Annotated in this window: 1 protein-coding gene; it reads left to right on the top strand. The window is 58.2% G+C overall.

The genetic code is table 11. From position 1 onward, the window contains the following. Nucleotides 1-9: 9 nt before the first annotated feature. Nucleotides 10-280: PAS domain-containing protein (locus AC0L3J_RS38020; RefSeq protein ID WP_473350549.1), on the top strand; the 271-nt coding region annotated here is incomplete at its 3' end.

Here is a 280-nt window from a genome sequence, read left to right as displayed (position 1 = left end):
CTCTATCGCCTGTTCGGATTCAACCCGGACCAGATCGATCTGTCGGCGCAGGCTTTCCAACAACGGATCCTCGCCGAAGACTTTCGCCGGATCGTCGATGTGGAACGTCAGGCAATCCGGCAAAAGCAGCCTTTCGAAGTTGATTTTCGGATTTTGCGTCCGGACGGTTCCGTACGACACGTCCATACGGAGGGGCATCCCGTCGTCGGCGGGGACGGCGATGTCACGGAAATCATTGGCACCCACGTCGATGTCACCGAGCAGTTTGCCGCCAGACAAG

It is taken from the genome of Bradyrhizobium sp. Kon37, from assembly GCF_055807535.1.
Note: the sequence above shows the minus strand (reverse complement) of the source record. Positions and strands in the feature narration are given on the sequence as shown.